Consider the following 22,615-nt stretch of genomic DNA (forward strand, 5'->3'; position numbering starts at 1 on the left):
CCGCTCGGCTTCGACCCGCTCGGCTTCGACACGCTCGGCTTCGACGCGTTCGGCTTCGACACGCTCGGCTTCGACACGCTCGGCTTCGACGCGTTCGGCTTCGAGACGTTCGGCCGCAAGCCGCGCTTCTTCCTCGCGACGTACGACATCCAGCAGCAATGCTTCCGTTTCGGCGCGCGCGGCTTCGGCAGGATCGTTCGCGGCTTCCGGAACCGCGCCGGAGCCGTCGAGCAGTTCCCGGCTGTCGTCCAGCTGGACGATGTCGTCCTCGAAGGGATCGAAGTCAAGGGACGGCGCGGCGACCTCCGGCAAGGTGTCGCGCAGCGCGCCCAGACGCGCCGCCTGCGGCACGCAGGTCGGCACATGCGGCGAGGCGGCATGCAATCCGGCGATCGTCGCGCGGATCAGCGCGGCCAGCTCGCCCATCGCCGCCACGCCCTCGCCGTCGGCGTCGCGCCTGGCGGCCAGCAGCCGCCGTACCCAGGCCTCCGCCGGCCCGAGCGCCTCGTTGATCACCGGCACCTCGGCCATCGCGAAAGCGCCGTTCATGGTGTGCACCGCGCGCAGCAAGGCGTCGCTGGCGGGCGTGGGCGCGCCGCGCGCCTGTTCCAGCCAGGCGTCGACGGTCGTCAGGTGCCCGGCCACCTCGGCGTCGAGGATTTCGAGCAGCAACGCATCCACCGATGCGGGCACGGTCGCGGGGACCGGCGGCGAAGCCGGCACGACCGCCGCCGCTGCGACGGTCGCCGCCGGCGTCCCGGTGGCGACCGGCACGGCGACCGCGGCCACGAGGGCGGCGGGCACGTGCACCTCCTCGCCCTCGGCGATGCGATCGGCGAACGCCTGCAATCCGGCGAGATCGACGGCGACGGCGCCGCCGTTGCGCAGGGCCTCGTGCAGGTGCGGCAAGGCGTCGAAGGCGCGCTCCACCATGCCTACCACCGCAGGGGTGGGCGCGCGCGCGCCGTCGAGCACGCGATTGAGCAGGCTCTCGATCTTCCAGCTGAACTCGCCCAGCGTGCGCGCGCCGACCAGGCGGCCGCTGCCCTTGAGCGTATGGAACACGCGCCGGATCGGGCGCAGCCGCTCCAGCTCTTCCGGCTGCTCGCGCCAGGCGGGCAGCAGGGTTTGGAGATTGAGGGTCTCCTCGGCGAACTCCTCGAGGAACACTTCGCGGATCTCGTCGTCGATCTCGTCGCCGGCGGCTTCGAAGCCGCCGCTGCCGACCGCCGGCGCGGGCGCCGCGACCGGTGCAGGCGCCTTCGCCGCCCCGGCGGCGGCCTGCGTGGCGACGACGTCCGCGGGCGATTCGGCCACGATCGCCTCGACAACGGCTTCGTCGGCGGCCATTTCGTCGACGGCCGCTTCGTCGACGGCCGTTTTGTCCTGCGCCGCGTCCGCGATCGCGACGACGGCGGCCGGCTCGTTGGCCTCGACCGCGTCGGGCTCGGGCAGCGGCCAGTAGCCCAGGCTTTCGAGGCTGCCGCGGGCCACGTCGAGGATTTCCTCGCGATTGGCGCGATGCTCGCGCAGCGCCTCGGCGTAGTACTCCAGGCTGGTGAGCACGTCGGCCACGGTGTCGAGCTGGCGGCCGCTGGGCACGCGCTTGCGCCCCAGCAGCTCGGTCTCGGTGTACAGGCGCATGCCGCTCAGGTATTGCGCCGGCTGCGACAGATCGAGCATGGCCATGGCGCCGGCCACCTCGCGCAGCAGGCGCGGCACCTCGCCGAGCTGGCTGTGGTCCCAGCCGGTCTCCACGAACGCGACGAACGCCTGCCGGGCATCGGCGAAATTGACGCCCGCCTCGCGCGAGACGTTCTCGATGATCTTGCGCGATTCGCCGCCGAGCGAAGCCTCCTGACCGATCTCGGCGTCGCTGTCGGCCAGGCGCGCGACCTGCTCGTCGAGCGTCACGTCCACGAACAGCAGGGCGCTGGCGATGTCGAGCAGGGAATCGTCGTCGGCCGGGCGCGTGCCGGCGGCGATCGCCTGCACCGCATCGCGCTGCTGCTGCACGAGGCCGCGGGCGACGCCGAGGCCGAGCATGCCCAGGGTGTCGGCGACGCGATCCAGGGTGTCCGCCTGCGCCTTGAGGCCGGCGACTTCGCCGCCGCCGCTGCGCACGTGCAGGTCGAGCACGTCCTTGACCCGCAGCAGTTCCTCCTTCACCCCGGCCGCCACGGTTTCCAGCAGGGTGCGGTTGCGCCCGCGCAGGCTGCCCTGCGCATGGTCGATCTCGGTCTCGCTGGGCGTCTGCACCGGCCCCGGCGCCGAGGCGAACAGTACGCTTTCGTTCAATCCGGTTTCGCCGCGCGCCGCGCGCAGCTCGTTGAGCAGCGGCAGCAGCACGATCGGGATGTCGCGATGGCCGCTCTGCAGGCGCTCCAGGTAGTCGGGCAGCAGCAGGGCGCCGCGCATCAGCGCGGCGCAGGCGCCGTCGCGGTCGCCGAGGCCGCCGGCCTGCAGGGCCTGCGCCAGGCGCTCCATTTCCTCGGCCACCATCGCCGGGGCATACAGTTCGAGCATGCGCAGCGTGCCCTGCACCTGATGCAGGAACTCGGCGCACTGGCGCATGCGCCCGGCGTCGCCGGGCTCCTCGGCGAAGCCCTCGATCTCGGCGCGCGCCAGGCGCAGCGTCTGGTCGAGCTCGGGCTTCACCCAGCCCAGCGTGGTGTAGTCGATGGCGGTGCGCAGGGCAGCGGTCATGCGATGGCCGTCCTTGCACCGGTGCTCGGCCACGGCAGGATCGCCGCGGCCATCCATGGCGCAGCTCGACTGGCTCCGGAACGCCCGGCCCCCTCACCGCGCTGACGGCACGGTTCGAAATCCATGGCCGGTCGTTCGTTCGGCCACGACAAGATCGCCGCGGCCATCCATGGCGCAGCATGGGCGGCTCCGGAACGCCCGGCCCGGCCATCCATGGCCGGGCGTTCGAGGGCGCAACGAACGCCTTGTGGGCGTTCGTTAAGCACGCGCCCTCTCACCCTCGCCCGGCAGCTTGAAGTCGGCGACCGAGCGGCGCAGGTCGGCGGCCAGCTGGGCCAGGTTGCCGATCGACTCGGCGGTCTGGTTCGCGCCCTGCGAAGTCTGCGCGGTGATCGACTGGATGGTGTTCATGGTCGCGGTGATGTTGGAGGCCGCGGCCGATTGCTGCTGTGAAGCCGTCGAGATGCCCTCGATGAGCGAGGCCAGGTTGGTGGAGACGTTTTCGATCTCGCCCAGCGCGGTGCCGGCGTCCTCGGCCAGGCGCGCGCCGGCGACCACCTCGGAGGTGGTCTGCTCCATCGAGCTGACCGCCTCGTTGGTGTCGGACTGGATCGCCTGCACCAGGGTCTCGATGCGCTTGGTGGCGTTGGAGGCGCGTTCGGCCAGCCGCTGCACTTCGTCGGCCACCACCGCGAACCCGCGTCCCGCCTCGCCGGCCGAGGCGGCCTGGATCGCCGCGTTGAGCGCCAGGATGTTGGTCTGCTCGGAGATGTCGTTGATCAGTTCCACGATCTGGCCGATCTCCTGAGAGGACTCGCCCAGCCGCTTGATGCGCTTGGAGGTTTCCTGGATCTGGTCGCGGATCGAGTCCATGCCGGCGATGGTCTCGCGCACCACGCCGGCGCCCTTGGTGGCGATCTGCACCGAGCGCTGCGCCACGTTGGCCGACTCGGTGGAGTTCTTCGACACCTGGCTGATGCTGGCCGCGATCTCGTTGATGCGGTCGGTGGCCGAGGAAATCTCCTGCGCCTGGTGCTCGGCGGCCTCGGCCAGGTGCATGGCGGTAGCCTGGGTTTCCTGGGCGCTGGAGGCCACCTGCACCGAGGTGTCGTTGATGGTGGTGACCAGGCCGCGCAGGTTCTCCACGGCGAAGTTGATCGAGTCGGCGATCGCGCCGGTCATGTCCTCGGTGACGGTCGCCTTGACGGTGAGATCGTTCTCGGCGAGCGCGCCGATCTCGTCCAGCAGGCGCATGATCGCCTCCTGGTTGCGGTTGTTGAGCTCCATGGTGGTTTCGTAGCGCTCGCGCTGCGCGCGGCTGAGGCTGATCATCAACAGCACGATCGCCGCCAGCACCACCAGGCCGGAAAGGATGCTGATCCACAGGTTGCCGAGCACGCTGGTGTCGCGCATCGAGCCGAATGCGGTGAAGGCGCGGAACAGGTCGACGCTGTCGGAGAGCAGCTTGTCCGAGCCGGTGGTCAGGCTCGCCGCGGCGGACTGCGCCGCGAACAGGTTCTTCGAGCTGGCCAGGATCGCGTCCAGGTCGCGCTTCATCTCGGTCCACTGCGCCGTGGCCTGATCGAGCGCGGCGATGGCGGCGCGGTTGCCCAGCGGCTGCACGTTCATGGCCTGGTCGCCGGACTTCAGGCCGGCGAGCACCTGCTGGAACACGCCGGCCTCGTTGGCCAGCGCCTGCCCGGCCACCGCCGCGCCGGTGCCGCCGGCGCGCACCTCGGTGACCCGGCGCGAGAGGTTGCCGGCCAGTACGTTCTGGCGCAGGGCGATGTAGATCTGCGAGGCCGGCGAGCCGCTGGAGGACATCGCGCGCACCACCTCGTCGAGCTGGGCCTGCAGCTGCGGCACCGCCTTGGTGAAGCGGTCGGCGTGGCCGGACAGGGCCAGCACGGCCGATTCGCTGGCGATCACCTGCTGCGCGCTCTTCTCCAGCGGCGTCCAGGTCTCGCTCAGGGTCTGGATCGGGCCGCTGAGGCCGGTGGTCTGGCCGTAGCTGCCGTTGAGCTGCTGGATGTCGCCGTCGATCTGCGCCTTGGTGGCCTTGAAGGCCTTGAAGGCCTCGGCCTTGCCCTCGACCGCCTCGCGGCCCTGGTTGGCGAGCTTCTGCGAGTTGACCTGCAGGTTGGAGGCCGCGGTGCTGGCGCCGCCGAGCCGCGCCGCCTTCCAGATGGCGTAGCCGGTATTGGCGCTGAAGACCACCAGCGCGACCGCCAGCACGATCAGCCAGAAATTGCTGTTCAGGAACCGGCGCTTGCCGGCTTCGCCATCCATCCTCGTGCTCATGCTGCGATCCCCTCAACCATTGCTTGCGCCGCTCATGCCGCGGCTTGTCTGAATTCGGGCGTGCGGGTCAGCCGGTCCAGGCTGAAGACCCCCCACGCATGATCGGCCACGCGATAGCCCCGGTCGACGAAGTGCGCATAGCGCCCGGACCCCAGCGGGCTCTCCGACAGCGTGTCGGCCTGCATCGCCTGCTCTTCCAGGAAGCTGCGCTGGCCGTAGAGCTCGTCGATGGTCACCGCCACGTCGCCGCCGGGCTGGCGCACCAGCAGGATGCGCTGGTCCTCGTGCAGCACGGTGCGCTCGCCTTCCAGGAACTGCTTCAGGTCGACCACCGGCAGCAGGTTGCCGCGCAGGTTCGCCACCCCCAGCATCCACGGCTGCGCGCCGGGCACGGGCGTGACCTGCGGCATCGGCAGGATCTCGATCACCTGGTCGAATTCCGAGGCCAGCCGCCGCTTGCCGATGCGGTAGCCGACGCCGCGCCACAGGCCGGGCGCATCGAGCTGTTCGGGCAGGCCGGCGACGTGCGCAAGGCTCTTGCGCTCGTACTCGGCCAGGATCTCGAACGGGTCGCGCGCCAGGCTCATCTCAGGTCCCGAGCACCGCGTTGATGCGGCTGATCATGTCGCTTTCCACCGGCGGCTTGACGATGTAGTCCTTCGCGCCCTGGCGCAGGCCCCAGGCGCGGTCGGTCTCCATGCCCTTGGTGCTGACGATCAGCACCGGGATGGCGCGGGTGGCGTCGTCGCGCGCCAGGGCGCGGGTGGCCTGGAAGCCGTTCATGCCCGGCAGCACCACGTCCATCAGCACCAGATCCGGCCGTTCGCGCCGGCAGACCTCGATGCCGGCCTCGGCGGTCACCGCCGCCAGGACCTGGTGGCCATTGCGTTCGAGCAGCGACGTGAGCACCGCCGTGTCGGTCGGCGAGTCCTCGATCAGCAGGATGCGTGCCATTAGGTGCCTGCCCCCCGGTCAGGCGTTGACGTGCTTGTGGATCGCGTCGAGGAGCTCCTCGCGCGTGAACGGCTTGGTGACGTACTGCTCGGAGCCGACGATGCGCCCGCGCGCCTTGTCGAACAGGCCGTCCTTGGAGGACAGCATGATCACCGGCGTCTGCTTGAACAGCTGGTTGTTCTTGATCAGCGCGCAGGTCTGGTAACCGTCCAGCCGCGGCATCATGATATCGACGAAGATGATCTGCGGGCGCTGGTCGACGATCTTGGCGAGCGCTTCGAACCCGTCCGTGGCGGTCACGACGTCGGCGCCTTCCCGTCTGAGCAGCGTTTCGGCGGTGCGGCGGATGGTTTTCGAATCGTCGATCACCATCACGCGCAGCCCGTCGAGGCTGCCGGCGCGTGCTTCTTCTTGCGTCATCGTCATTCCCCTGGCGCGACGCTTCATGCCTGCCGGCGTCGCTGCAAACCGCCTTATATCCCAGTCAAATGACGCACTGTCAAGCATCCCGTCGCACGCCCGGCCGTGATTGGAACGCAGTCCGCACTTACCCGTGCCGGACGCGCCGCCCGTCGCCGGAGCGCCTGCTAACATTTGTCACAATCTGCCCCAGGTGGTACGCATGATTTTCGACGTCGTCGTGGTGATGGACCCGATCGGATCCATCAAGATCGCCAAGGATTCGACCTTCGCCATGCTGCTGGAGGCGCAGCGCCGCGGCCACCGCCTGCATTACGTGCTGCCCGGCGGGCTGTCCATGCGCGGCGGCCAGGCGGTGGCCCGGATGGCCGCGCTGCAGGTGGCCGACGACCCGGCCGGCTGGTACGCGCTCGGCGAGGCCGCCACGCGCGCGCTGGGCGGGGACGACGTGGTGCTGATGCGCAAGGATCCCCCGGTCGACGCCGACTACATCCACGACACCCAGGTGCTCGGCTTCGCCCAGCGCGCCGGCGCCCGGGTGGTGAACGACCCGCAGGGGCTGCGCGACATCAACGAGAAGCTGGGCGCGCTGGAATTCCCGCAGTGCTGCCCGCCAACCCTGGTCAGCCGCGACCAGGCCGCGCTCAAGGCCTTCGTCGCCGAGCACGGCGACGCCGTGCTCAAGCCGCTCGACGGCATGGGCGGGCGCTCGATCTTCCGCGCCCGCGCCGGCGAGTCCAATCTCAACGTGATCCTGGAGACCCTCACCGAGGGCGGCCGCCACTTGGCCATGGCACAGCGCTACCTGCCGGAGATCAAGGACGGCGACAAGCGCATCCTGCTGGTGGACGGCGTGGCGGTGGACTACTGCCTGGCGCGCATTCCCCAGGGCGACGAGTTCCGCGGCAACTTGGCCGCGGGCGGACGCGGCGAAGGACGGCCGCTGAGCGAGCGCGACCGCTGGATCGCCGCCCAGGTCGGGCCGGAGATGCGCCGGCGCGGCATGCGCTTCGTCGGCCTGGACGTGATCGGCGACTACCTCACCGAGGTCAACGTCACCAGTCCCACCTGCATCCGCGAGCTCGACGCGCAGTTCGGCATCAACATCGCCGGGCTGCTGTTCGACGCCATCGAGGCCGCGCCGCGCGCGGACCGGCGCGACTGACGGCGGCGCAAAACCCGCCGCAAACCGAGACCGCCTGCCAAGGACGACGAAGCGATTCCCCGCCGCGGGCCCCCCGCGGACGCGGGAATGACAAAATGGACGCGATGGCCACCCCCGCCCCACTGCCCGGCACGATCGACGACCACCAGCGCCTGAGCGCGACCCTGGTGCTGTCGCTGGTGCTGCACGGCCTGCTGATCCTGGGCGTGGGCTTCTCGCTGGAGAAGGCCGCGCCGGTGCTGCCGACCCTGGACGTGATCCTGACCCAGACGCAGAGCCCGCTCACCAAGAAGCAGGTCGACTTCCTCGCCCAGGCCAACAACCAGGGCGGCGGCGAGCACGACAAGACCACGCGTCCGCGCGACGACCAGACCGGCGTGGTGCCGCAGGTCGAGGACGGCATCGCGCCGCGGCCGCTGGAGGCGCAGTCGCCCTCGGCGCGGCCGCCGCCGGAGGCGCGGGTGATCAGCAGCCTGCGCGCCGAGCAGCGCCTGCCGGCGCCCGACGCGCGCCAGCAGGCCGACGCCTCGCCGCTGAAGGCCGGCCCGGAAAAGATCGAGCGCGACCTGGCGATGGCGCGCCTGGCCGCCGAGATCCACCTGCGCTCGGAACGCTATGCCAAGCGGCCCAAGCGCAAGTTCGTCTCGGCCAGCACCCAGGAGTACGCCTGGGCCGGCTACCTGCGCGCCTGGGTCGACCGGGTCGAGCGCGTGGGCAACCTGAACTACCCCGACGAGGCCCGGCGCCGCAAGCTGGCCGGCACCCTGGTGATCAGCGTGGCGATCCGCCGCGACGGCTCGGTGGAGCGCGCCGACGTGATCCAGAGCAGCGGCATCAAGCTGCTCGACGCCGCGGCGCTGCGCATCGCCAAGCTCGCCGAGCCCTACCCGCCCCTGCCCAAGACCGACGAGAACGTCGACGTGCTGCACGTCACCCGCACCTGGAACTTCCTGCCGGGCGGCACCCTGCTGGACGAATGACCGTCGCCGGCCGGCGCGCGGCCGGCCGTGACGGGTGCGGCCGCCCAATTGCGATCTAGGGAAGGACTGGCGGAATCCGGCCGCTCACGAGATGAAGCTCGCGGAAGGGATTCGCAGCAGGACGCATGCCGGCCGGATTTCCCAGTCACCGGCGCCGCGCGCCGCGGCCTAGCGCGCCGCCAGGCCCGGGCCCAGCTGGCGCTGCAGCTCGCGCGCCTTGGCCAACTGCACGGCCTGCGGCCACAGCCGCCGCTCCATTACCGGCAAGGCCTGATCCAGCAGTTGCCGCGCGCGGCTCCTGTCGCGCTGCGCGAAAGCGATCCGCGCCGCGGCGACCCGCAGCGCCGCGGCGTTCTTCGGATCGATCTCCGCGCCGCGCGCCTGGATGGCGCACAACGCCCTGTCGACGTCGCGCGAGGCGGCGGCCGGATCGCCGCTGGCCTGCCGCAGCCGCGCCTCCAGCATCAGCTGCGCGATGCCGGCCGGGGTCCGCTCGTCGATGCCCTGCGCCTGGTTGATGCGCTTGGCGACGGCCAGCGCGCGCGCGCTTTCGCGCAGCCGCCCGGCCTCGAGCAGGGCCTGGGCGTAGGGCAGCAGCGCCTGGGCGTACTCGAAGGAGTCCGCGCCGATGCGCAGCGCCAGCCGCTGCTCCTGCTCGAAGTCCGGCCACGCGCGCGGGTAGTCGCCCAGCGCGGCATGGGCGCGGGCACGCAGGCCGTGCGCCGCCATCAGCCACAGTTCCTGCGCCGGATCGTCGGCGGGCAGCTGGGCCAGCGCGCCGTCGAGGACGCGGATCGCCTCGCGGTGCTGCCCCCAGCTGATCTGATTGGTCGCCAGCTCGACGTCCAGCTGCGCCAATGGCACGCCGCCGACCCGCAGCGCCGCGCCCAGTTCGCGCGCGGCCCGCAGATGCGCGATCGCCTCCTGTTCGCGGCCGAGCTGGTAGAGGATGCTGGCGATGCGCTTGTCCTGCCAGACCAGCCGCACGGTGCGTTCGCCGTAGGCCCGGCGGATGCCGGCCATGGCCAGCTCGGCCTCCCGCAGCGCCTCCAGATAGCGGGTCTGGTTCAGGCGGATCTCCGACGCGGCGTTGTGGATGCGCCCCCAGTCCAGGTCGTCCGGACGCAGCACCCGCTTGGCGATGGGCAGGATGCGCCCCAGGAAGCGATCGGCCGCGTCGAAGTTGGCGCGGGAAATCTCCAGCGTGAGCATGTTGAGCAGCACGCCCAGGCGCCGCCTGTCCTCGCGCGGGACCTCGGCGCGGTCCATCAGGGACAGGGCGAGCCGGAACTGCGCGTCGGCCAGCGCGAACTCGCGCGCGTCCACGGCCGCCGTCGCGTAGGCATGGTGCGCCTGCGCCTGCGCCAACGGATTCGGGCGCTTTTCGCGCAGCGCCACCAGGGCGCGCATCTGCGCCAGCGCCTCGCCATGCCGCTCCATGTCGCGCAGCGCCGAGCCGCGCAGCTCCAGGATGCGCGCGCGCGCGTCCGCGTCCTCGCCCGCCTGCCGATAGGCGGCCTCGGCCTCGCGCACCGCGCTCAGCACCTGCTGCGGGTGGCGGACGTTGCCGTAGATCTCGGCGATCGTCAGCCAGCTCAGCATGCGCGCATGCGGCTCCAGCTCCCGGTCGGCGCGCAGCCGCGCCGTGGCGGCATCGAGCAGCGCGTCGAGGGTCAGCGACCTGCCCTGCAGCTCCTCGGGATTGGCCGCCCCCAGCACGGAAACCAGGAAATCGCGCGAAGCCTTCGCGCCGAGCGTTTCCCGCTCGGCCTGGGCCTCGGCCTGCAGCGCGCGCTGGCGCTCGGCGTCCAGGCGCCAGACGAACGCGCCGGCCATCAGCAGCGCCGCGACGCCGGCGGCGACGGCGACGCGGTGGCGGCCGACGAACTTGCGCAGGCGATAGCCGAGCGCATCCGGCCCGGCCGACAGCGGTTCGCCGCGCAGGTAGCGGCGGACATCCTCGGCCAGGGCGGTCGCGGCCGGATAGCGCGCCTCGGGCGCCTGCGCGGTGGCTTTCAGCACAATGCGATCCAGGTCGCCGCGCACGGCGTGGCGCAGGGCCGCATCGGCCACGTAGCGGCTCGGCGCCGGCACCGCCGCCTCGCCCTTGCGCACCGCGTACAGCCGCGTGTCGGCGAGCAGATCGAACAGCAGCGCGCCCAGGCCGAAGACGTCGGTGGCGGTGGTCGCCGGTTCGCCGCGGATCTGTTCCGGCGCGGCGTAGCCCGGCGTGAAGGCGAGCGTGACGGTGCGCTCCCCGGCCTCCTCGCCCAGCGGCCTGCCAACGCCGAAATCCAGCAGCACCGGCGTGCCGTCCTCGCTCACCAGGATGTTCGCCGGCTTGATGTCGCGATGCAGGACCAGGCGCTGGTGCGCGTGCTGCACCGCGTCGCAGCACTGCAGGTACAGCCGCAGCCGCTCGGCGAGGCCGGGGCGATGCCGGGCCAGGTAGTCCGACAGCGGCTCGCCCTCGACATAGTCCATCACCAGATAGGGCCGTCCGTCGTCGCTGAGGCCGCTGTCGACCAGCCCGGCGATGTGCGGATGATGGAGACCGGCGAGCAACTCCCGCTCCCTGGCCAGGCGCCGCCTGGCGGTGTCGCCGGGGACGCCGTGCAGCAGCTTCAGCGCCACGCGCCGCGGCGTGCCGTCCACGTCGCGCTCGGCCAGCAGCACCCGCCCCATGCCGCCCTCGCCCAGCACCCGCAGGATGCGATAGGGGCCGACCTGCGCGGGCGCCGGATCGACCAGCCCGCCGACGTCCTGCAGGCGCGTTTCCAGCGGCCCCGGGCCGGCGTCCTGGACGTGCCGCAGCAGCCGCAGGACCTCCTCGCGCACGCGCGGGTCGGTCTCGTGGGACTGCAGGAACGAAGCGCGCGCGTTCTCTGGCTGCGTGATGGCCGCATGGAACAGCGACTCGACGCGCCGGAAATGCTCGGACGTCACGGCGACAGGCGCTCGCGCAACCATGCCCGCGCGAAACGCAGGTCGCGTTCCACGGTGGAGAGCGATACGGCCATCGCCTCGGCGATCTCGGTCTGCTCCAGGCCGAGCAGCAGCGCCATCTCCACGATCCTGCACTTGCGCTCGTCTTGGCGCTCCAGCTCGCGCAGGGCCTCCTCCACTTCCAGCCATTGCCCGCCGGTCACCGGCTCGCCGTCGGCGAGGGCGAGCGAGACCGGCGCCTGCCCCGCTCCGCGCTTCTCGGCGCAGCCATGGCGGACGATGTCCACCAGCGTGCAACGGATCGCGGCGGCGGCGATCCTGAAGAAGTGCTCGCGATCGCGCGAGTCGGGCACGCTGGCCAGCAGGCGTAGCATGGCCTCGTTGACCAGCTCGGTGGCATCGACCAGCCTGACGCCGGATCTGGCGATGCGCCGCAGGGCGATGCCCTTCAATTCGCGGTAGACGCGGTTGAACAGCCGGTCCTGCGCGTCCGCGCTGCCGCGGCGCCAGTCGCGAAGCAGCTGCGTGATCTCGCCTGGATCCGAAGCCGATTCCGGCAACATCTGCGCCCCTTGCTCGCGCGGCTAACGCCCTCGGCCGAGTGTAGGAAATATCGGCGACACGAGCCTTCACACCTCTTTAACGCACCGGCGAGAACGGCCACGCCGCGCCGCTGCGCGGATTCAGCGGTTCTCGCGCAGCGCGCGCTGCTGCGCGAGGGTCAGCGCCACCTGGTTGCGCAGGTAGGCCGGCTCCAGGCGTTCGGGCGCGAGTCCCTCGCCGCGCGCGAAGGCCATCGCGCCCAAATGGGCGACATCGGCCGCGTGCGGCAGTGCGCTCGCGTCCACGCCCGACAACCGCGGCCGCAGCCGTTGCTCCAGGGCGCGGTCGGCGGCGGCGAATCCCGTGCCCACGCCCCACCACGGCCCGTCCGCCTCCGGCGGCGCCACCGCATCGGGCGCGCAAACGGTTTCCTCCGACAGCGCGCGCGGCGCCTCGCCCTCGCACGCGAACGCCGCCGCGTACACCTCGCCCATGCGCGCGTCGATGGCGGCCAGCACCCGCGCTTGCGCGGCCGGCGCGCGCATGGCCAGCGCCGCCAGCGTCGACACCGGCAGCACCGGACGCTCCAGCGCCAGCGCGATGCCCTGCGCCAGCGCCACCGCCAGCCGCACGCCGGTGAACGCCCCCGGTCCGCGGCCGACGGCGATCGCGTCCAGGCGCGATTTCGCCACGCCCGCCTCGGCCAGCAGCGCCTCCGCCCATGGCAGGGCCAGTTCGGCGTGCCGGCGCGGCGCGATCTCGAAGCGCTCGCGCACCGCTCCGTCGATCCACAGGGCGACGGAACAGGCTTCGGTGGCGGTTTCGAAAGCGAGCAGGTGCATGGGCGTCCGGAAGGAATCGATCCGCGCGATGAAGGATGGCGCGCGGGAGGCGGCAACTTTACCGCACGGGGCCCGCCGCATCGCACCGCGAACAAAAGGAAACGGCCCGCGCGGGGCCGTTTCCGATGACGCACGCCCTGCCGCGCGACGGCAGGTCAGTTCACGCTGGCCGCGCTCCAGGCCCTGGCCACGGTGGCGGCCTCCGCCGACCCCGCGCCGTACAGCTCGGTCGCCGCCTCGATGCTCGCCGCGCGTGCCTGCGGATACGAGGCATTGGACGTGAGCTTGGTGGTCAGCGTGCGGTACCAGATCTTCCCGGCCTTGTCGCGTCCGATGCCGACGATGCCGGTGTCGCCGTTGCAGACCAGCTGCGCCGGCGTCAGGCCGCTGCCGCTCGGCGGCACCGCACCCTCGGCCAGCAGGAAGAAGAAGCGGTTGCCGACCCCGGAGGTGTAGTGCGGATCGTGCGCGCTGTTGCTGGTGCTGAAGCCGCCCGCCGGATAGCAGTTGAACGAGCTGCCGTCGGAAGCCTGGTCGTACATCTTGCGCAGGCCGCCGTTGCTGGAGACCAGTTCGCCGATGATGTAGTCGCCCGGATCGTTGGGATTGTTGGCGAAGAATTCCACCAGCGTGCCGAAGATGTCCGAGCTGGATTCGTTGAGTCCGCCGGCGTCGCCCGAATAGGCCAGGTTGGCGGTGGCCTCGGTCACGCCGTGCGTCATCTCGTGCCCGGCGACGTCGATCTCCACCAGCGGCTTCGGGAAACCGAACAGCGCGTCGCCGTCGCCGTAGAGCATGATCTTGTGGTCGCCCCACCAGGCGGCGTTGGCGCCGGTCAGCCAGAACGGGAAGCCGGGGATCACGTCGAACTTGGCGTGCGCGTAGCTCTTCACGCCCTGCCCGTCGTCGAAGATGCCGTTGCGGCCGTGCGTGGCCTTGTAGTAGTCCCAGGTGATGCCGACGCCGTAATGGATGTCGGACGCGGCGCTGGCGCGGTCGGAGGTGGCGTTGTTGCCCCAGGTGTTGTCCGCGTCGGTGAACAGCGTCGGGCTCGACGATGTCGGAATGTTGGCGTAGTAGAGATCCTTGCCGTCCCACACCTGCCCGTTGCCGCGAGTGGGATCGACCATGCGGAAGCTGCTCGCGCCGACCTGGTCGGTGGTGAAGCCCACGTTGCCGTAGAGCACGGTCTTGCCGGTGCCGGTCGCCGCGGCGGTCTGCAGGCGGCTTTGCGCGTCGAGCACCTTGCCGGTGGCGGCATCGACGTAATACAGCATCAGGCCGAGATGGTCCCGGGTGGCCTGGCCGTCGACGCGCACCTCGTAGGCGAGCTTGGGCTTGCCGTCGCGCGCCCAGATCACCAGCTCGTTGCCGCTGATCCTGTCGACGCGCCCGCCGAAGCGCGCGCCGGCCTCCACCGCGGCGCTGGCGGCATCCAGGCGCGGCTTGCGCGACAGCGGCCGCTGCTGGGTCTTCAGGCTCATCTCGACGCCGCGCATGCGGCCGTTGCGCGAGGACACGATCACGTCGCCGCCGATCACGCGCAGGCCGCCGCTGAGGCGATCCATGTGCACGATCTCGGTGCCGTCGCCGTCGCGGGCGATACGTCGGGCGCTGAAGGTATCGCCGTCGGCGCGCTGCAAGGCCTTGGCGTTGGCGGGCGTATCGACCAGGGCCTGGGCGCGCAGCGAGGCGCCGCTCGCGGAGAGCGGCTGCGCCGCCAGCGCGGACATGGGCAGGACGATTGCGCCGAGGATGGCCAATCCGAGCGGATGCATCTGCAGTTTCATGTTGAGGCTACTCCCTGTGATGACGACGGAAACATCGAATGCGACGATGCGATTCGACGTGGCATCAAGCCAAGGCAATAGTCATCAGTGGCGCGGCGCCTGTCATGCTGCGCGTGCGCACGGCGCGCGCCGCGAACATCCGCGAATCGCCACCGCGTGCGGAACTTCGTGCTTCGGCGTCATGCCCGCGCGCGGCGCGATCCCCGTAAATCGCCGTTCGCCAAGGGATTTCCGGCCAACGATCGCCGGCGCCGGCTGCCGATCGCCGTCGCGCCCGCGCTTTGCAGAAAGCGGGGTGACAATTTTTTGCAGCTCCTTCTACGGACGATGCAAGACCTTCACGCGCCCTACACGCCGATGTCGCCGGCTCCGTCTTGCCGTTCGCTTGCATGCTCCGCGTCGAAGAAGGCCTCGACGTCGCCGATCGCGCGCGTCCTCGGGAACGGCGGCAGCGAATCCAGGAACACCTTGCCGTAGCTCTTGCCGAGCAGGCGCGGATCGCACAGCACCAGCACGCCGCGATCGGTCTCGGTGCGGATCAGGCGGCCGGCACCCTGCTTGAGCGCGATCACCGCCTGCGGCAGCTGTTCGTCGCGGAAGGGATTGCCGCCGCGGTTGCGGATCGCGTCCAGGCGCGCTTCGAACACCGGATCGTCCGGCGCGGCGAAGGGCAGCTTGTCGATCACCACCACGCTGAGCGCGGCGCCGGCCACGTCCACGCCCTCGCGAAAACTGGCCGCGCCCAGCAGCACGCCGCTGCCGGATTCGCGAAAGCGCTGCAGCAGCACGTGGCGCGGCGCGTCGCCCTGCACGAACAGCGGCCAGGGGCCGTGGCGCAGGTGCTCGGCGGCCTCGCGCAGCGCGCGGTGCGAGGCGAACAGCACGAAGGCGCGGCCCTGCGAGGCGCGCAGCACCGGCAGCAGCGCCTCGGCCACCGCGGCGGTGTAGTCGCGCGCGTTCGGCTCGGGCAGGCGCGGCGGCAGATAGCACAGCGCCTGCCGCGGCCAGTCGAACGGGCTCGGCGCCAGCAGGGTTTCCGGCTCCAGCAGGCCGAGCCGCTCGGAGATGTGCTCGAAATGGCCGTCGACCGCGAGCGTGGCCGAGGTGAACACCCAGGCCGCGCGCGCGCGTTCGCGGTGCGCGCGCAGCGGCGCCGAGACGTCCAGCGGCGTGCGCTGCAGGCGGAAGCCGCGCGGCGAGAGCTCGTACCAGCGCACGTCCTCGTCGCCGGCCTCGAAGTCCTCGTCGAACTCGCGCCTGACGCGCCAGCGCGTCAGGCGTCCGAGCTGGTCCTGGGCGCGCACATGGCAGGTCTCGAATCCGGGCGACGCGTCGCGCAGCGGCGCCACCGCCTCGGCCAGGCGCACCAGCGCCTGCGCCAGCGCGTCCAGCGCCTCCTCCACGCCCGGCGCCTGCAGCGCGCGCCATTGCGTGCCGCGCGGCGGCAGTTCGTCCATCGCGGCGCGCAGCGCGCGCGCGGCGTGTTCGAGCTCGCGCGCCGGCTGCTGCACGATCGCCAGCGAGCCTTCGACGTCCTTGCATTCGCCCAGCGCGTCGCGGCCCAGCTCGACCAGCGGCCGCGCCGACAGGCCTTCGCCGAAGAACTGCGCGGCCAGGTCGGGCAGCTGGTGCGCCTCGTCGACGACGAAGGCCTCCGCGCCGGGCAGGATCTCCCCGAAGCCCTCCTGCTTGAGCGCGAGATCGGCCAGCAGCAGGTGATGGTTGACCACCACCACGTCCGCGCTCTGCGCCCGCGCCCGCGCCTGCACCACGAAGCACTCGCCGTAGAACGGGCACTCGCTGCCGAGGCAGTTCTCGACGGTGGAGGTCACCATCGGCTGCAGCGGCGAATCCTCCGGCAGCGCGTCGATCTCGGCCAGGTCGCCCTGGCGCGTGCGGCCGCTCCAGGCGACGATGCGCTGGAACTGCGCGATCTGCTCGCGCGAGGCGAAGCGCGGCTCGCCCTTGGCGCGTTCCAGGCGGTATTTGCACAGGTAGTTCGCGCGCCCCTTGAGCAGCGCGGTCTTCAGCCCGACGCCGAGCGCGTCGCGCACCCGCGGCAGGTCGCGGTGGTAGAGCTGGTCCTGCAGCGCGCGCGTGCCGGTGGAGATGATGGTCTTGGCGCCCGACAGCAGCGCCGGCACCAGGTAGGCGAAGGTCTTGCCGGTGCCGGTGCCGGCCTCGGCGAGCAGCACCTGGCGCCCGTCGAAGGCCCGCGCCACCGCGCCGGAAAGCGCCTGCTGCGCGGGGCGCGGCGCGAAGCCTGGAATGCGCACCGCCAGCACGCCGCCCTCGGCCAGGGCCGCGCGGCTGCGCTCGGCGAGCGATCCCGCCGCATCCGCGTGTCCGGCCTCCGGCGCCGCGGCAGCGGGCGCTTCAGAACCTGTCGACACCGGGAACCTTGCAGGCATCCACCTGCGTCTTCGCGTTCGCCGCGCCGGCGGCGTCGCCGGCGTGCAGGCGCGCCTGTTCGATCAGGCCCCAGTGGCGGCGGCACAGCGGGCCAACCTTGGAGCCGAGCTCGAACGCGCGCCGCGCCAGCGTCTCGGCGTTGGCGTAATCCTCGAGCAGCAGCGCCGCCTCGGCGCGCTCCTGCAGCAGCGCGGGATCGTCGGGCACGATGGCCAGCGCCTGGTCCAGCGCCTTGGCCTGGTCGGCATAGCGGCGCTGGGCCTCCAGGCGCTGCGCGTCCTCGCGCAGGTCCTCGACCTGCGGATCGCGCAGCGGCTGCACCGCCAGCTCGCTGTCGCCGCTGCCGGCGGCGCCGCGGATCGCCGCCACCATCTGCTCGGGCGTGGCGCTGCTCAGCGGGGCCGGCGCCGGCGGCGGTGGCGGCGTGCTGGTGCAGGCGGCCAGCGACAGCAGGGCCGCGGCGGAAAGGAGGAAAAGCGGGAGACGGGACAGGCGGGGGAAGGGAATCGACATCAAGCACCTCGAACGGTCAACGTTGGCGCGCCCGATCCCCGGTCCGGCGCATGGGCCCCCTGGCTGATTCCCCGATCCTGCGACACTTCGCGCGACACCGTTTCCACGCCCCTCATTCAGCGCGGCGCCTGCTGCGGCTGGGATGGCTGCGGCTGCTGCGGCTGCTGCGGCGGTTGCGCCTGCGGCTGCGGCGCCGGCTCGCGCCGGTCGCCGCGGAACAATCGGCTCCACCAGCCGTCGCCGCCCTGCTCCTGCGTCGCCGGCTGGCCCTCGCCGTAGGGCGCGGCCGGCGCGGCGTACGGACACGGCTCGTAAGGCGGCGCGTAGCCGGCGGCGAACGGGAAGCGCCGCGCGCCGGGACAGCCGGCATCGGTGCTGCTGGATTGCGCCACCCACTGCCAGTCCAGGCCCTTGGCGCCGAACTGCAGCGGCGCGCTCGGCAGGCGCGAGAACAGTCCCGACCAAACGCGCATCGCGCCGGTGGCGCCGTACAGGCCAGTCATCTCGTTCTGGTCGTTGCCGACCCAGACCACGGCGAGGTGATCGCCGGTCCAGCCGGCGAACCAGCTGTCGCGGCCGTCGTTGCTGGTGCCGGTCTTGCCGGCGGCATTGAGCCGGCCCAGGCCGTCGTTGACCAGCTGGTGCGCGGTGCCGGAGGTGACGGTGTGCTGCAGCGCCGTGGTCACCAGCCGCACCGCGATCGAATCGCCCTCCTGCGCCGGTTTGGGCGGCTTGTCGTAGCGCTTGACCGTCTTGCCCTGCGCGTCGAGCACGCCGCGCACCAGGTGCAGCGGCTGGATCTCGCCGCCGGAGGCCAGGAACTGGTACAGCTGCGCCATCGCATACGGGCTCTGGTCGACCGCGCCGAGGATCAGCGAGGGATTGCTCGGCGCCTCGATCCCGGCCAGCGTGTGGATCAGGTCGGCGACCACCGCCGGCTTCACCTGCATGCCCACGCGCACCGTGGCCTGGTTGTAGGACTGCGCCAGCGCATCGATCAGGCGCACGCTGCCGTGGCTGCGGCCGTCGGAATTGCCGGGCGTCCAGCGCTTGCCGTTGTCCAGGGTGACGGTGACCGGCGAATCGTCCACCCAGGTGGCCAGCGACCAGCGGTCCGGCAGCGCCAGCGCGCGCAGGTAGACGAAGGGCTTGAGCAGCGAGCCGACCGGGCGCTGTGCCTCGATGGCGCGGTTGAAGCCGGGCTGGGCGAAATCGCGGCTGCCGACCGCGGCGACGACGTCGCCGTTGTGCACGTCGGTCACCACCAGGCCCGCCTGCAGCGGCGGACGGCGCTTGTTCTCCAGCGATTTCAGCGTGCGCGTCACCGCGCCCTCGGCATAGGCCTGCGCCGAGGGCGACATGCCGGTCATCACCGACAGGCCGGCGCCCTGCAGCGCGTCGGCCGGATAGTCGCGGATCAGCTGGCGGCGCACCAGGTCGACATAGGCCGGAAAACGGTTGGCCGCCAGGCTGCCGGGCGCGTGGCTGATGCCCAGCGGCATCTTCAGCGCGCGGTCGTAGTCGGCCTGCTGGATCAGCCCCGTTTCCAGCATCTCGCCCAGCACGAAGTTGCGCCGCTGCAGCGCGTTGTCCGGATTGCGCCGCGGGTCGTAGTAGGACGGCCCCTTGACCATGCCGATCAGCAGCGCGATCTGCTCGGTGCCCAGGTCCTGCAGTTCGCGCCCGAACCAGAACTCGGCGCCGGCCGCGACGCCGCGGATCGCCTGCGCGCCGCGCTGGCCGAGGTAGACCTGGTTGAGATAGGCCTCCAGGATGGTGCGCTTGTCGTAGCGCGCCTCGATCAGCAGCGCGTAGAGGATTTCCTTGAACTTGCGCGAAGGCGTCTGTTCGCGGCCGATGCCGAGCAGGCCGCTGCGCGCCAGCTGCTGGGTCAGCGTGCTGGCGCCCTGCCTGGTCTTGCCGCCGGACTTCACGGTGACGAACACCGCGCGCAGCATGCCGCTGAGGTCGATGCCGTGGTGGTGGGCGAAATCGCGATCCTCCACCGCCTGCAACCCGGTCACCAGCAGCTCGGGCACATCCTCGATGCGCACCAGGCGGCGCTCCTCCTGGCTCTGGCCGTAGAGGGTCGCGATGCGCGCCGGATCGAGCCGCACCGACTTGAGCGCACGCCGGTTGCCGGCATCGCGCAGACCCTGCAGGCGGCCGCCGGAGACGGTCAGCTCGACGCGGCTGGGCGCCACGGCGCGGTCGACGTCGCGGAAGCCGCGGCTGGCGATGGTCCAGCGCGCGCCATCCTGCACATAGGTGCCGGCACCGGTGCCGCCGTCGCCGCGATAGGAGGCGGCGTCCAGCTCGGTCTTGAGCGTGCGCGCGTCCATCGACATCCCGGGCTCGAGCAGCAGCGGCCGCCCGTACACGCGGGTCGGAATCTGCCACTTCAGCTGGCCGAAGCGTTGCGAGACCTGGTGGTTGAGATAGAGCGTGTACGGGATGAGAAAGCCCAGTCCCAGGCCGATCGCGGCCAGTACCCAGGTCAGGACGCGTCGGCGCCAATCCGGGGCGTGGTCGCCGTCCTCGTCGTATTCGTCTTCGTCGTAATCGATGCGGGCCACGTTCGGCGGTGTCTGTTCGGAGCGGGAGGGTGCTGACCTGTGCCGGCGCGGCCATGCCTGGCACGCACGCGGCGGCTGAGTCTAGCGCAGACGGCCGCGGCCTCCGGCGCGCACCCTTGGCCGATGGCCGATTCCGGGGGCCCGCACGTTCCTCCCTAACCGGGCGTTCAGGCACGGGCGCGAGGCTCGGCGGGCATCCGCTAAACTTGCATCGCTACGCAATCGATGCCGTCCCCCGGGCCTCGATGGCCGTGCGTTCGCCATACGGCGGTTGTCTTGCGGGCATCCGCCAGGCGCGTGTCCCCCTACCCGGAGCAGCCCCGGAATGTCGTTTTCACTGGTCGATGCGCGCTTCCTGTTCGATCGCGCCACCGGCCTCCTTCATCGCGGTCTGCTCAGCCTGCGCACGCGCGGCTGGCGCGCCACCCGCGAACGCCTGATCGCGCAATTCGGCCCCGTCTCGGCGACGCGGCGCTCGGCGCTCTACCTGCCGGCCGCCGATCCGAACGCCGACGGCCTGCCGGCACCGGCCGCGCTGGCCACCAGCGGCGAGCCGCGCGTGAGCATCGTGATTCCCGTCTACGGCCGCCTCGGCCACACCCTGACCTGCCTGCGCGCGCTCGCCGAGCATCCGCCGCGCACGCCCTTCGAGGTGATCGTGGTGGACGATGCCTCTCCCGACCACAGCGCCCAGGTGCTGCCGCGCATCGCCGGCCTGCACTACCACCGGCGCGGCGAGAACGGCGGCTTCGTGGCCGCCTGCAACGACGGCGCCGCGCTCGCGCTCGGCGAGTACCTGGTCTTCCTCAACAACGACACCGTGCCCCAGCCCGGATGGCTGGAAGCGCTGCTGCGCACCTTCGACGAAGTGCCCGACGCCGGCCTGGTCGGCGCCCAGCTGCTCTACCCCGACGGCCGCCTGCAGGAAGCCGGCGGCGTGGTATTCGCCGACGGCAGCGGCTGGAACTACGGCCGCTTCCAGGCGCCGGGCGACCCGCGCTTCGCTTACCTGCGCGAGGCCGATTACGTCAGCGGCGCGGCGATCGCCATCCCGCGCGCGCTGTTCGCGCGGCTGGGCGGCTTCGATGAGCGCTACGCGCCGGCCTACTACGAGGACACTGACCTCGCCTTCGCCGTGCGCGCCGCCGGCCTGCGCGTGCTGTACCAGCCGGCCGCGCGTGTGGTGCATGCCGAAGGCGCCACCGCCGGCACCGACACCGGCAGCGGCGTCAAGGCGTACCAGGTGCGCAACCGCGAGCGCTTCGCCGCGCACCGCCGCGACATGCTCGCCCGGCAGCTGCCGGCGGGCACCGTGCCGACGCCGGCGCTGCTGCACCGCGGGCAGAAGCAGGTACTGGTCATCGACGCGCTCACGCCCACGCCCGATCGCGATTCCGGATCGCTGCGTCTGCTCAACATGATGCGGCTGCTGGTCGAGGAAGGCGCGCACGTGGTGTTCCTGCCCGCCACGCCCAAGCATGCCGGCGGCTATACCGAGGCGCTGCAGCAGCTCGGCGTGGAGACCTGGTATGCCCCCTACGCCAGGCGCGTGCCGGCCTGGCTGCGCGAGCACGGTCCGCGCTTCGACGCCGTCGTCGTCTGCCGCCACTACGTCGCCCGCGAATTCCTGCCGCTGCTGCGCCGCTACGCGCCGCAGGCGCGGATCGTGTTCGACACCATCGACCTGCATTACCTGCGCGAGCGCCGCGCCGCCGAGGTCGCCGGCGACGCCCGCCTGCAGCGCGCGGCCGAGCGCACCCGCGCGCTGGAGCTGGACGCCATCGCGCACAGCGACATCACCCTGGTGGTAAGCGCGGCAGAACGCGAACTGCTGGCGCGCGATGCGCCGCAGGCGCGGGTGGAGCTGCTGTCCAACCTGCACCGCATCGCCGGCGCCGGCCTGCCCTTTCCGCAGCGGCAGGACCTGGTCTTCGTCGGCGGCTTCCGCCATCCGCCCAATGCCGACGCCGTGCGCTGGTTCGTCGAGGAGGCGTTCCCGCTGGTGCGCCAGGCGCTGCCGCAGGTGCGCCTGCACTGCGTCGGCGGCGACGTCACCCCCGAGGTGCAGGCGCTGGCCGCGCACGAGGGCGTGCTGGTGCACGGCCACGTGCCGGAGATCGCGCCCTACATGGACGGCGCGCGCGTCGCGGTCGCGCCGCTGCGCTTCGGCGCCGGCGTCAAGGGCAAGATCAACCTCAGCATGGCCCATGGCCAGCCGGTGGTGGCGACTTCCTGCGCGGTGGAGGGCATGCACCTGCAGGACGGTTTCGACGTGCTGGTGGCCGACACGCCGGACGCCTTCGCCCGCGCCGTGGTGCAGCTCTACCGCGACGAGACGCTGTGGCTGGCGCTGAGCATCCACGGCCTGGAAAACGTGGCGCGCCACTTTTCCCCGGACGCGGCGCGCGAGACGGTGCGCCGGGTATTCCTGGAAAACACATCCCGGGAAGCGTGAGTCCGGCGCGAC

General features: G+C 71.7%; 15 protein-coding genes and 1 pseudogene. 4 read left to right on the forward strand and 12 right to left on the reverse strand.

What is annotated here, in order from left to right:
• A partial coding sequence (locus MD221_RS17680) for a pentapeptide repeat-containing protein (RefSeq protein WP_425602294.1) occupies positions 1 to 512 on the forward strand: 512 nt, incomplete at its 5' end.
• Between the two features lie 328 nt (positions 513 to 840).
• On the opposite strand, the pseudogene MD221_RS15935 reads toward MD221_RS17680, so the two are convergent.
• The 5 genes and pseudogenes from MD221_RS15935 to pilG form a co-directional block, all read right to left on the reverse strand.
• Positions 841 to 2,706: pseudogene (locus tag MD221_RS15935) on the reverse strand (Hpt domain-containing protein); the annotation flags it as partial.
• Between the two features lie 258 nt (positions 2,707 to 2,964).
• On the reverse strand, positions 2,965 to 5,007 hold the full coding sequence (locus tag MD221_RS15940) for a methyl-accepting chemotaxis protein (RefSeq protein WP_242112944.1): 2,043 nt from the start codon (positions 5,005 to 5,007) through the stop codon (positions 2,965 to 2,967).
• Positions 5,008 to 5,039: 32 nt separating this feature from the next.
• Positions 5,040 to 5,594 (reverse strand): chemotaxis protein CheW, encoded by a 555-nt coding sequence (locus tag MD221_RS15945; protein ID WP_242112945.1) that lies wholly within the window; start codon positions 5,592 to 5,594, stop codon positions 5,040 to 5,042.
• Between the two features lies 1 nt (position 5,595).
• Positions 5,596 to 5,961 (reverse strand): response regulator, encoded by a 366-nt coding sequence (locus tag MD221_RS15950; RefSeq protein ID WP_242112947.1) that lies wholly within the window; start codon positions 5,959 to 5,961, stop codon positions 5,596 to 5,598.
• Between the two features lie 18 nt (positions 5,962 to 5,979).
• Complete coding sequence (gene pilG / locus MD221_RS15955; protein ID WP_242112948.1) at positions 5,980 to 6,381, reverse strand: twitching motility response regulator PilG; 402 nt, start codon at positions 6,379 to 6,381, stop codon at positions 5,980 to 5,982.
• Positions 6,382 to 6,583: 202 nt separating this feature from the next.
• Here pilG and gshB point away from each other — a divergent pair, with 202 nt between their 5' ends.
• Positions 6,584 to 7,546: a glutathione synthase gene (gene gshB, locus MD221_RS15960; protein WP_242112950.1), complete on the forward strand. Its 963-nt coding sequence runs from the start codon at positions 6,584 to 6,586 to the stop codon at positions 7,544 to 7,546.
• Between the two features lie 104 nt (positions 7,547 to 7,650).
• Positions 7,651 to 8,526 (forward strand): energy transducer TonB, encoded by an 876-nt coding sequence (locus MD221_RS15965; protein ID WP_242112951.1) that lies wholly within the window; start codon positions 7,651 to 7,653, stop codon positions 8,524 to 8,526.
• Positions 8,527 to 8,694: 168 nt separating this feature from the next.
• Here MD221_RS15965 and MD221_RS15970 read toward each other — a convergent pair whose 3' ends face one another.
• From MD221_RS15970 to mrcB, 7 genes are all read right to left on the reverse strand, one after another.
• Entirely contained in the window at positions 8,695 to 11,472 is a 2,778-nt protein-coding gene (locus MD221_RS15970) for a serine/threonine-protein kinase (RefSeq protein WP_242112952.1), read from the reverse strand.
• Positions 11,469 to 12,035 (reverse strand): ECF-type sigma factor, encoded by a 567-nt coding sequence (locus MD221_RS15975; RefSeq protein WP_242112953.1) that lies wholly within the window; start codon positions 12,033 to 12,035, stop codon positions 11,469 to 11,471. Before MD221_RS15975 ends, MD221_RS15970 begins: the two co-directional genes overlap by 4 nt.
• Positions 12,036 to 12,155: 120 nt before the next feature.
• Positions 12,156 to 12,857: a tRNA (adenosine(37)-N6)-threonylcarbamoyltransferase complex dimerization subunit type 1 TsaB gene (gene tsaB, locus MD221_RS15980; protein ID WP_242112954.1), complete on the reverse strand. Its 702-nt coding sequence runs from the start codon at positions 12,855 to 12,857 to the stop codon at positions 12,156 to 12,158.
• Between the two features lie 155 nt (positions 12,858 to 13,012).
• On the reverse strand, positions 13,013 to 14,647 hold the full coding sequence (locus tag MD221_RS15985) for a M4 family metallopeptidase (RefSeq protein ID WP_242112955.1): 1,635 nt from the start codon (positions 14,645 to 14,647) through the stop codon (positions 13,013 to 13,015).
• 347 nt (positions 14,648 to 14,994) lie between these two features.
• Complete coding sequence (gene yoaA, locus MD221_RS15990; protein ID WP_242112956.1) at positions 14,995 to 17,058, reverse strand: DNA repair helicase YoaA; 2,064 nt, start codon at positions 17,056 to 17,058, stop codon at positions 14,995 to 14,997.
• On the reverse strand, positions 17,024 to 17,551 hold the full coding sequence (locus MD221_RS15995) for a hypothetical protein (RefSeq protein WP_425602295.1): 528 nt from the start codon (positions 17,549 to 17,551) through the stop codon (positions 17,024 to 17,026). The genes yoaA and MD221_RS15995 overlap by 35 nt, the downstream gene beginning before the upstream one ends.
• A 137-nt stretch (positions 17,552 to 17,688) precedes the next feature.
• On the reverse strand, positions 17,689 to 20,148 hold the full coding sequence (gene mrcB / locus MD221_RS16000; protein WP_242112959.1) for a penicillin-binding protein 1B: 2,460 nt from the start codon (positions 20,146 to 20,148) through the stop codon (positions 17,689 to 17,691).
• A 325-nt stretch (positions 20,149 to 20,473) separates the two neighbouring features.
• Here mrcB and MD221_RS16005 point away from each other — a divergent pair, with 325 nt between their 5' ends.
• The gene (locus tag MD221_RS16005; protein ID WP_242112960.1) at positions 20,474 to 22,603 is read left to right on the forward strand and encodes a glycosyltransferase; all 2,130 of its coding nucleotides are present in this window, start codon (positions 20,474 to 20,476) and stop codon (positions 22,601 to 22,603) included.
• Positions 22,604 to 22,615 lie beyond the last annotated feature (12 nt).

Origin of the sequence: Luteimonas aquatica (assembly GCF_022662575.1) — a bacterium.
Classification (GTDB): domain Bacteria; phylum Pseudomonadota; class Gammaproteobacteria; order Xanthomonadales; family Xanthomonadaceae; genus Luteimonas; species Luteimonas aquatica.

Coding starts and splice junctions, on each gene's coding strand:
- MD221_RS15940 (WP_242112944.1), bottom strand. CDS start 5,007: ATGAGCACGAGGATGGATGGCGAAGCCGGCAAGCGCCGGTTCCTGAAC.
- MD221_RS15945 (WP_242112945.1), bottom strand. CDS start 5,594: ATGAGCCTGGCGCGCGACCCGTTCGAGATCCTGGCCGAGTACGAGCGC.
- MD221_RS15950 (WP_242112947.1), bottom strand. CDS start 5,961: ATGGCACGCATCCTGCTGATCGAGGACTCGCCGACCGACACGGCGGTG.
- pilG (WP_242112948.1), bottom strand. CDS start 6,381: ATGACGCAAGAAGAAGCACGCGCCGGCAGCCTCGACGGGCTGCGCGTG.
- gshB (WP_242112950.1), top strand. CDS start 6,584: ATGATTTTCGACGTCGTCGTGGTGATGGACCCGATCGGATCCATCAAG.
- MD221_RS15965 (WP_242112951.1), top strand. CDS start 7,651: ATGGCCACCCCCGCCCCACTGCCCGGCACGATCGACGACCACCAGCGC.
- MD221_RS15975 (WP_242112953.1), bottom strand. CDS start 12,035: ATGTTGCCGGAATCGGCTTCGGATCCAGGCGAGATCACGCAGCTGCTT.
- tsaB (WP_242112954.1), bottom strand. CDS start 12,857: ATGCACCTGCTCGCTTTCGAAACCGCCACCGAAGCCTGTTCCGTCGCC.
- MD221_RS15985 (WP_242112955.1), bottom strand. CDS start 14,647: ATGAAACTGCAGATGCATCCGCTCGGATTGGCCATCCTCGGCGCAATC.
- yoaA (WP_242112956.1), bottom strand. CDS start 17,058: ATGCCTGCAAGGTTCCCGGTGTCGACAGGTTCTGAAGCGCCCGCTGCC.
- MD221_RS16005 (WP_242112960.1), top strand. CDS start 20,474: ATGTCGTTTTCACTGGTCGATGCGCGCTTCCTGTTCGATCGCGCCACC.